Raw genomic sequence first — 10225 nt, forward strand, 5'->3', positions numbered from 1 at the left:
TATCTTGACCATGTTCCCTCAAACCATTCTATTTTAGGTTTATAATCTTTTGCGCTCTTATATTGTTCATCAAGTAAATCCTTAAATGATTTAACGTTTTGATTTAATAATTCTTGCGTTATAGAGTTTTCATTTACAAGTTTATTTCCATAAATCTTATAAACGCTAGGGTGTGATCTAATTTTTTTATACATTAAGGGTTGGGTAAATGAAGGCTCATCTCCCTCATTATGTCCAAACCTTCTGTAACAAATTAGATCTACAACTACGTCTCTGTTAAATTTTAATCGAAATTCTGTTGCTATTCTAGTCGCATAAACAACTGCTTCTGGATCATCTCCATTAACATGAAGGATCGGTGCTTCTACCATTTTTGCAACATCTGATGGATAAGGTGAAGACCTAGCAAATCTTGGACTAGTAGTAAATCCTATCTGATTATTTACAATAATATGAATTGTTCCACCAGTATTATGACCTGGTAATCCAGACATCGCAAAACATTCAGCTACAACTCCTTGACCAGCAAAAGCTGCATCTCCATGAATGAGTATTGGTATAACTTTATTTCTCTCTTTATCTTTATGGAAAAATTGTTTAGCTCTTGTCTGTCCTAAAACCACAGGGTTAACAGCCTCTAAATGTGAGGGGTTATCTGTTAAACTTACATGAACTGAGTTTCCATCAAACTCTCTATCTGATGATGCTCCAAGATGATATTTGACATCTCCAGCACTATCTTCGCTGTCAGAACTAAACTCACCAGCAAACTCGTTAAAAATTCTTTTATAAGATTTTTGTAAGACATTTGCCAATACATTAAGTCTGCCTCTATGAGACATACCTATCTTAACTTCTTTTATATTATTTTGCCCACCAATTTTGATTATTTGTTCGAGAGCAGGTATTAAACTTTCTCCACCATCTAAACCAAACCTTTTTGTTCCCACATACTTGGTAGCTAAAAATTTTTCAAATCCTTCTGCTTGTACTAATTTGTTTAAAATTGCTTCTTTACCATTTTTTGTAAATTGAAGTGCATTTTTATCTTGCTCTATCCTGTCTCTAAACCACTTTCTTTCAACTGGGTTTGAAATATGCATGAATTCATAACCTATTTTTCCACAATAGGTCTTCTTCATAAACTTAAGTATTTCTCTTATATTTGCATATTTACGATTAATTACCCCGTTTAGAAAAATTTTCTTATCATAATTTTCTTTTTTAAAACCATAAAAATCTGGATGAAGCTCATCTAAATACTCTGACTCTCTCATTTCTAGAGGATCCAAATCTGCTAATAAATGTCCTCTTAGTCTATATGCTCTAATTAATGCTACTGCACTTATAGAATCTTTGTTTGAATCAGCAAGTAATTGAAAATTAAATTTTTCTGAATTGTCTAATTTGACATTATCAAAATCATTTTTGTCTTGTTCTTCTATTTTTTTTTGTAATTCATCAATATCAATCTTTTTTTTAGTTGGTCCCCATGATGGACCATTAATTTCTTTTGCTATTACATTTAATTCTTCGCCAATTCCTTCAAAATAATTTGCCCAACTTTCTGGAAGATCTGCATCTTTATTAATGAATTTTAAATACATTTCCTCAATAAATGCACTATTAGACTTATTTAAAAATGAAGTTTTTTCGAAATCAAGATTTTTTGATGAAGACATCTTTTTTATTTAATATATCCCTCTAATATTTTTTTTCAATTAGACAGTTTATTAAATAAAGTTTTTCCAATGATTGATGGTGATTTGGCAACAGTAATACCGCATTCTTCCATTTTTTTAATTTTATCTTCAGCTCCACCTTTCCCACCTGAAATTATAGCGCCAGCATGTCCCATTCTTCTACCTGGAGGAGCAGTAATTCCAGCAATAAATCCAACTATTGGCTTTTTGATCTTGTGATTTTTTACAAATTCAGCAGCTTCCTCTTCCGCAGTTCCTCCAATTTCACCTATCATTAAAATAGACTCTGTTTCATCATCATTTAAAAATAAATCTAAACAGTCTATAAAATTTGTTCCGTTAATAGGGTCTCCACCAATTCCTATACAAGTTGATTGACCGAGTCCATTTTCAGTTGTTTGAGCTACTGCCTCATATGTCAATGTGCCTGACCTTGATACAATTCCAACACTTCCTCTTTTATGAATATTACCTGGCATAATTCCTATTTTACATTCATCTGGTGTAATTATTCCTGGACAATTAGGTCCTATCAATCTGCTATTAGAGCCACTTAATTTTTGCCTTACCTTAAGCATATCTTGGATTGGAATTCCCTCTGTTATACAAACAATAAGTTCAACTGATGCATCAATAGCTTCAATTATTGCTGCTGCAGCAAATTTTGCAGGTACATAAATCATAGTTGCGTCAGCACCTACTTCATTTTTTGCTTCTAAAACACTGTTAAAAACTGGTCTGTCTAAATGTTTTTGTCCACCTTTCTTTGGCGTAACTCCACCAACAAGATTGGTTCCGTATTTTATAGCCTGTTCTGAATGAAAAGTTCCGTGCGCGCCTGTAAATCCCTGACAAATAACTTTTGTATTCTTATTTACTAAAACTGACATATTATTTTATTGCCTCAACAATTTTCTTCGCTGCATCATCTAAATTTTCTGCTGAAATTAATTCTAAACCAGAATTATCAAGAATTTCTTTTCCCTCTTTAAAATTTGTACCTGCTAACCGTACAACTAGAGGAACACTAATATTTATTTCCTTGGCTGCATCAACTACTCCTTGAGCAAGGACATCACATCTCATTATTCCTCCAAAAATATTAATTAAAATACCTTTAACATTTTTATCTGAGAGAATTATCTTTAATGCAGCAGATACTTTTTCTTTGGATGCTCCACCGCCTACATCTAAAAAATTTGCTGGCTCTTTACCGTACAATTTAATTATATCCATTGTTGCCATCGCTAATCCAGCTCCATTCACCATACAGCCAATACTTCCATCTAGCTTGATATATGCAAGATCATGCTTGCTAGCTTCTATCTCGGTAGGATCTTCCTCATTTAAATCTCTTAATTCAATAATTTCTGGATGCCTAAATAAAGCGTTAGAGTCAAAATTAACTTTTGCATCTAAACAAACAATTTTTCCCTCTTTTGTCAAAATTAATGGATTTACTTCAACCATGTTAGCATCAGTACTCACAAACATTTTATATATTGATTTAATTAATTTAATTGCTTGTGTTTTTGCGTCTTCATTTAAATTAAAAATATTAATTATTTTTTCACAATCTGTCTCAGAAATTTCATCACCTATATCAACTTTTGTGGTTACAATTTTTTCAGGTGAACTGCTTGCAACTTCTTCAATGTCCATCCCTCCTTGGTCGCTCGATATAAATGCTATTTTAGAACTTGCTCTATCAACCAGACAAGATAAGTAAAATTCTTTATCTATATTTGATGATTCTTCTACGTATAATCTTTTTACTTCTCTACCTTCGGGGCCAGTTTGATGAGTAACTAGTGTTTTTCCCAGTAATTCTTTAGCTGCTACTGTTAGTTCCTCAATAGTGTTTAAAATTTTTACACCACCAGCTTTTCCTCTGCCGCCCGCGTGAATTTGTGCTTTAAGAACATATTTCTCAGTTTTTAATGCTTTTGCTTTTTCAATAAGCTCATCAACATCAACCGCAAACACACCCTCCGGAACAACGGCTCCATATTTTTTTAATATTTGTTTAGCTTGATGCTCGTGAATATTCATTATTATTTAGATAAATCAGGATCTATTTTAGACGCAGCTTCCCATAGAGCTTTTACAGCATCTATTGAGTGCATAAATTCTTTTTTTTCTTTTTCATCTAAATCAATCTCCTCGATTTTTTCTACACCATCTTTTCCAATGATAACGGGAACTCCAGCGTAAACATTTTGTACACCGTATTCTCCATTTAATTGTACTGCACAAGGTAATAATTTTTTCTGATCATTCAAATAAGCTTCTGCCATTTGAACACCTGATGCTGCTGGTGCATAAAAGGCTGATCCTTTTTCTAAATATTTAACAATCTCAGCACCACCATCTCTTGTTCTTTGATTAATTTCCTCAACTCTTTCTGAAGAAATCTTTCCATCCTTTACAAGATCTAATAATGGTTTACCTGAAATTTTTGTAAATCTTGGCATAGGAACCATAGTATCACCATGACCACCCATAACCATTGCCTCAATTTCTCTTACTGGCACATTAAGTTCTAATGATAAAAATAATTTAAATCTAGAGCTATCTAAAATACCTGCCATACCAACAACTTTATTTGATGGTAAACCTGAAAATTTTTGAAATGCCATAACCATAACATCTAAAGGATTGGTGATACAAATCACAAAAGCGTTAGGAGCATTTTTCTTAACCCCCTCAGCAACTTGTTTAATAATTTTTAAGTTAATCCCAAGAAGATCATCTCGGCTCATTCCAGGTTTTCTTGGAACACCTGCTGTAATTATAATTACATCTGAATCTTTTATGTCTTCATAGTTATCAGTTCCTGAAAACCTAACATTAAATCCATCTACTGAAGAAGATTGAGCAATATCTAATGCCTTTCCTTTTGCAATACCACTAGCTACATCAAATAAAACCACTTCATTAACTAGTTCTTTTGTTCCTATTAAATGTGCAAGAGTTCCACCTATTTGGCCTGCACCAATTAAAGATATTTTTGTCATTTATTTCCTTTATTTCATTGTTGGCATAACAAATTCCGCATTTGATCGGACACCTGAAGGCCATCTAGACGTTACTGTTTTAAGCTTAGTATAAAATTTTATTCCTTCCATACCATGCATTCCACTATCTCCAAATAATGATCTTTTCCAACCACCAAAACTATGAAATGCCATTGGAACTGGGATAGGCACGTTAATACCAACCATACCTACTTGAATTTTGCTTGCAAAAGTTCTCCCTGCATCGCCATCTCTTGTATAAATACTAACTCCATTTCCGTATTCATGATCGTTAATCAATTTTGCAGCCTCCTCAAAAGTTTTTACTCGAACAACTGATAAAACTGGACCAAATATTTCTTCTTTATAAATTCTCATATCTTTATTTACATGATCAAATAAGCATCCACCTATATAAAAACCATTTTCATAACCTTGAAGTTTTAAACCTCTACCATCAACAACTAGCTTAGCACCTTCCTTAACACCTAGATCAACATAACTTGTAACTTTTTCTAAATGTTCTTTTGTAACTAAAGGGCCCATTTCTGATGTTTTATCCATTCCAGGACCAACTTTTAAAGCTTCGGCTTTTTTTGATAATCTTGATACAAGTTCATCACCAATATCTCCAACCGCAACTGCAACTGATTGAGCCATACATCTTTCTCCAGCTGAACCATAAGCAGCACCCATAAGACCATTTACTGCACCATCTAAATCACAATCTGGCATAACAACTAAATGGTTTTTTGCTCCACCTAAAGCTTGAACTCTTTTTTCATTTTTAGCTGAATTTTCATAAATATATTTTGCAATAGGAGTAGATCCTACAAAACTAACGGCTTTGATATCTTTATTTTCTAAGATTGCATCAACAGCTTCTTTGTCTCCATTTATTACGTTAAACACACCATCTGGAAGACCAGCTTCAGAAAGAAGCTCAGCTAATCTTATTGCACAAGAAGGGTCTTTTTCTGATGGTTTCAGAATAAAAGTGTTTCCACAAGCTATTGCTATTGGAAACATCCACATTGGTACCATAGCAGGAAAATTAAATGGTGTAATACCTGCAACAACTCCTAATGGTTGCCTGATTGACCAACTATCAACATTGGTTCCAACATTTTCTGAAAACTCACCTTTTAATAAATGTGGTATTCCACAAGCAAATTCTACTACCTCAAGTCCTCTAGTTAAAGAACCTCTAGCATCTTCATAAACTTTTCCGTGTTCTGAAACAATTAATTTCGTTAATTCGTCAGAATTTTTTTCAATTAATTCTTTAAATTTGAATATTATTCTAGCCCTTTGAAGAGCAGGTTTTAAAGACCAAATTTCAAATGCTTTTTTTGCTACCTCAACAGCACTGTCTAAATCAGATCTTGAAGCAAGTCTTACCTCACTCACTTGTTCGCCAGTTGCTGGATTAAAAACTTTTCCTTTTTTATCTGAAGATCCCGGAATTATTTTACCGTTTACGAAGTGTTCTATTAATTTCATGAATACGGTGTTTTAGATCAAAAATATCGAATAGTCTATTTAAACATTAGCTGTTGCTAACATTTTTTTTATTTCAGCTATAGCTTTTGCTGGATTCAAGCCCTTAGGACATGCATTTGTACAATTTAATATTGTATGGCATCTATATAATTTTAATTCATCTGAAACTTTTTTTAATCTAGCTTTTCTCTCTTCATCTCTACTATCAATAATCCATCTATAAGCCTGTAGCAGAACTGCTGGACCTAAATATTTATCTCCATTCCACCAATAACTTGGGCAAGATGTAGAACAGCAAGCACACATAATGCACTCGTAAGCACCATCAAGTTTTGCTCTATCTTCTTTAGACTGATAAATTTCTGTTGTCTGTTTTGTTGAGTTATTTTTTAACCAAGGTTCAATGGATTGATATTGTTTATATAAGCCATCTAAATCACCAATCAAATCTCTTTTAACTTTTAAATGAGGTAGAGGATAAATATCAATGTCACCGTCTATCTCTGCATGAGGAGTTGTGCAAGCTAGTCCGTTTTTTCCTCCCATGTTCATAGCACAAGAGCCGCAAACACCATGAGCACAAGACCTTCTATAGGCCAATGTAGGATCAATTTCGTTTTTAATTTTATTTAAAATATCCAGCACCTTAGATGGACAATTATCCATATCAACTTCGTATGTATCAATCCTAGGATTTTCTTCTGTCGATGGATCCCATCTATAAATATTTACTTTTCTTAAATTTTTAGATCCAGTTTTATCTTTAAAATATTTGCCTTTTTTAACCTCTGAATTTTTAGGTAAGCTTAGCTGAACCATTAATATACCCGCTCTTGTGGTGGAAAATATTGAACTTCATTTGTTAAAGTTGATTTGTGTACTGCTCTGTAACTAATCTTTGTATTTTTTCCATCACACCAAGCAAGAGTGTGTTGCATAAACTTTTCGTCATCTCTTTTTGGATAGTCGTCTCTCGCGTGAGCACCTCTGCTCTCTTTTCTATGATATGCAGATTCTACAGTAGTTACTGCTTGTCTTATTAAATTATCAAATTCTAATGTTTCAACTAAATCAGTATTAAATACTAAAGACCTATCTTTAACTGAAATTGAGTCCATACCATCATAGGTTTTTTTAATCTCATCAACACCTTGTTTAAGATTTTTTTCAGTTCTAAAAACTGCACATTTCGACTGCATAGTTTTTTGCATTGAAAGTCTAAGTTCTGCAGTACTATTATTTCCTTGTGCATTTCTAAGTTTATCAAATCTATCTAAACATTTTTGTGTTTCTGACTCTGGAATTTCTTCATGAGGTGTTCCTGGCTTAACTAATTCAGCTGCTCTTTTTGCTGCTGCTCTTCCAAATACTACTAAATCAATTAAAGAATTAGAACCAAGTCTATTTGCTCCGTGAACAGAGACGCATGCCGCTTCTCCTATAGCCATTAAACCTGGAACAGTTTTTTCTGAGCCATTTACAGTTAATACTTCTGCTTTATAGTTTGTTGGAATACCACCCATATTATAATGAACTGTTGGTACAACAGGAATTGGTTCTTTAGTTACATCTACATTTGCAAATAATCTTGCTGCATCAGTAATTCCAGGAAGCCTGCTTTCAATAATATCTTTATCTAAGTGACTTAGGTTCAAATGAACATGATCTTGATCTTTTCCAACACCTCTTCCCTCATTAATCTCAATTGACATAGATCTGCTAACAACATCTCTTGATGCTAAATCTTTTGCATTTGGAGCATACCTTTCCATAAATCTTTCACCTTTAGAATTTGTAAGATAGCCTCCTTCTCCTCGCGCACCTTCTGTTATTAAGGTGCCGTGGCCATAAATTCCTGTTGGGTGAAATTGAACAAACTCCATATCCTGAAGCGGTAATCCAGCTCTTAAAACCATTGCATTGCCGTCACCAGTACAAGTATGTGCTGATGTTGCTGAATAATAAACTTTTCCATAACCACCAGTAGCAATAATTACTGTATGCGCTCTAAATCTATGAATTGTGCCATCATTCAAATTCCAAGCAATTAGACCTTTGCATTCTCCATTCTTCATCAACAAATCTAATGCAAAATATTCTATAAAAAATTCTGTATTATGCTTTAACGCTTGTCCATATAATGTGTGTAAAATAGCATGTCCTGTTCTATCAGCTGCAGCACAAGTTCTTTGAACTATTCCATTTCCATAATTTTTTGTCATTCCACCAAATGGTCTTTGATAAATTTTTCCTTCTTCAGTTCTGCTAAATGGAACTCCATATTTCTCTAACTCTAAAACTGCTTTAGGTGCTTCTTTACAAAGATATTCAATACTATCTTGATCACCTAACCAATCTGCACCTTTGACAGTGTCATACATGTGCCATCTCCAATCATCTTCTCCCATATTTCCTAGTGCTGCTGATATTCCACCTTGTGCAGCTGAAGTATGACTTCTGGTAGGAAATACTTTTGAGATACAAGCTGTTTTTAAGCCAGCTTCGCTGAGCCCTACTGCCGCTCTTAAACCTGATCCACCTGCACCAAGTACAACAACATCATACTCATGGTCTATAATATTATATGCTTTCATGTATTTAAGTTAAAAATTACAATTATTGTAATTACTGGAATTGTTATAGCAAAAAAATTTAGGATTTTGTTTGCGGCATTTTTGGTTTTTTTATCGTTAATATAGTCTTCAAAAACCTCACTTATAGTCAAAGCTGAAAAAAAATAAGCAATAACTAAAAATAATCCAATTAGGAATTTAGATGGTTGTTTTGTTAAAAAATTCACTATTTCAAAATAACTTTTATCATAGATATTCACTAAATTTATAATAAACCAAAGCATTAAAGGTAATAAGATTGCAGAACTAATTTTTAAGAATAACCATTTTTTTGTTACTGGAAGCATTATATTAATCCTCTGCCAATTAAATAAATTAAGATAGTTAAAACAATCGAACCAAAAATAACTAACAAACCTGTAATTTTTGTTGTTTGTAATTCAAATCCATAACCTAAATCCATAATCAAATGTCTTACTTCACTTAACATTTGAAAACTAAATGACCAGGTTATTCCGATTAAAATAAACTTACCTAAAAAAGTTTCTAAAAAAATTTTAATAATTTGATAATCACTTTCTCCTAAAAGCATTAATGTAAACCAAATACAGATTAATGTGATCGCAAAAAAATTAATTATTCCTGTAATTCTATGTGAAATAGAAACTAATGAAGAAATATGCCATTTATAAATCTGTATGTGTGGTGATAAAGGTCTGTCTTCCATATTTTATTTTGAGTAAATAATTGTTTCAGCAATTTCAACAGAATTAAGTGCTGCACCTCTAAGTAGGTTATCTGATACAATCCACAAATTTAATGAATTTTTTTTAGTTTTGTCTTCTCGAATTCTAGATATATATGTCTCATCACTCCCAGCTGCTTCAAATGGTGTGCTATAACCTCCATTTTCTCTTTTATCAATAACCTCACAACCATCTGCTTTACTTAAAACATCTCTCACTTTTTCTAAAGTATATGGTTTTTCAAATTCTATATTAACAGACTCTGAATGAGAAACTAAAACAGGAATTCTTACACATGTGGCTGTAAGTTCTATTGAATCATCTAATATTTTTTTTGTTTCATTTGTCATTTTTAATTCTTCTTTTGTATATCCATCATCGGCAAAAACATCGATATGTGGAATAACATTAAAAGCGATTTGTTTAGTAAAATTTTTTGACTCTATTTTTTTTCCATCTAAATATTGTTTAGTTTGATCTATTAATTCGTCCATTGGACTTTTGCCACCACCCGAAACAGATTGGTAAGTTGAAACTACAACTCTTTTAATTTTGAATAAATTATGTAGTGGTTTAAGTGCTATAACAAGTTGTGCTGTAGAGCAATTTGGATTTGCAATAATATTTTTTTTCATATTTTTAATTTCAGCTGCATTCACTTGTGGGACAATCAATGGAACGTC

10 protein-coding genes are annotated in these 10225 nt (G+C 32.7%); all 10 read right to left on the reverse strand.

Annotated features, from left to right (window positions below):
- Window positions 1-1682, reverse strand: a 1682-nt coding sequence (locus AMN88_RS00360) for a thiamine pyrophosphate-dependent enzyme (protein WP_256997764.1), incomplete at its 3' end; no start/stop codon positions are given.
- Window positions 1683-1717: 35 nt separating this feature from the next.
- Complete coding sequence (sucD, locus tag AMN88_RS00365; protein WP_075535927.1) at window positions 1718-2593, reverse strand: succinate--CoA ligase subunit alpha; 876 nt, start codon at window positions 2591-2593, stop codon at window positions 1718-1720.
- Between the two features lies 1 nt (window position 2594).
- On the reverse strand, window positions 2595-3755 hold the full coding sequence (sucC, locus tag AMN88_RS00370) for an ADP-forming succinate--CoA ligase subunit beta (protein ID WP_075535928.1): 1161 nt from the start codon (window positions 3753-3755) through the stop codon (window positions 2595-2597).
- 2 nt (window positions 3756-3757) lie between these two features.
- Window positions 3758-4720 carry a malate dehydrogenase gene (gene mdh, locus AMN88_RS00375; protein WP_075535929.1) on the reverse strand — a complete coding sequence of 321 codons (963 nt, stop codon included), beginning with the start codon at window positions 4718-4720 and terminating at the stop codon, window positions 3758-3760.
- Window positions 4721-4729: 9 nt separating this feature from the next.
- On the reverse strand, window positions 4730-6223 hold the full coding sequence (locus AMN88_RS00380) for a CoA-acylating methylmalonate-semialdehyde dehydrogenase (protein ID WP_075535930.1): 1494 nt from the start codon (window positions 6221-6223) through the stop codon (window positions 4730-4732).
- A 39-nt stretch (window positions 6224-6262) separates the two neighbouring features.
- Complete coding sequence (locus tag AMN88_RS00385) at window positions 6263-7042, reverse strand: succinate dehydrogenase iron-sulfur subunit (protein WP_075535931.1); 780 nt, start codon at window positions 7040-7042, stop codon at window positions 6263-6265.
- Window positions 7042-8817, reverse strand: coding sequence for a succinate dehydrogenase flavoprotein subunit (gene sdhA / locus AMN88_RS00390; RefSeq protein ID WP_075535932.1), 1776 nt, complete (start codon window positions 8815-8817; stop codon window positions 7042-7044). The genes AMN88_RS00385 and sdhA overlap by 1 nt, the downstream gene beginning before the upstream one ends.
- On the reverse strand, window positions 8814-9143 hold the full coding sequence (gene sdhD / locus AMN88_RS00395) for a succinate dehydrogenase, hydrophobic membrane anchor protein (protein WP_075535933.1): 330 nt from the start codon (window positions 9141-9143) through the stop codon (window positions 8814-8816). Before sdhD ends, sdhA begins: the two co-directional genes overlap by 4 nt.
- Entirely contained in the window at window positions 9143-9523 is a 381-nt protein-coding gene (gene sdhC, locus AMN88_RS00400) for a succinate dehydrogenase, cytochrome b556 subunit (protein WP_075535934.1), read from the reverse strand. The genes sdhD and sdhC overlap by 1 nt, the downstream gene beginning before the upstream one ends.
- 3 nt (window positions 9524-9526) lie before the next feature.
- A partial coding sequence (locus AMN88_RS00405; RefSeq protein WP_075535935.1) for an aspartate-semialdehyde dehydrogenase occupies window positions 9527-10225 on the reverse strand: 699 nt, incomplete at its 5' end.

This window comes from Candidatus Pelagibacter communis (genome assembly GCF_001180165.1).
Lineage (GTDB): Bacteria > Pseudomonadota > Alphaproteobacteria > Pelagibacterales > Pelagibacteraceae > Pelagibacter > Pelagibacter ubique_P.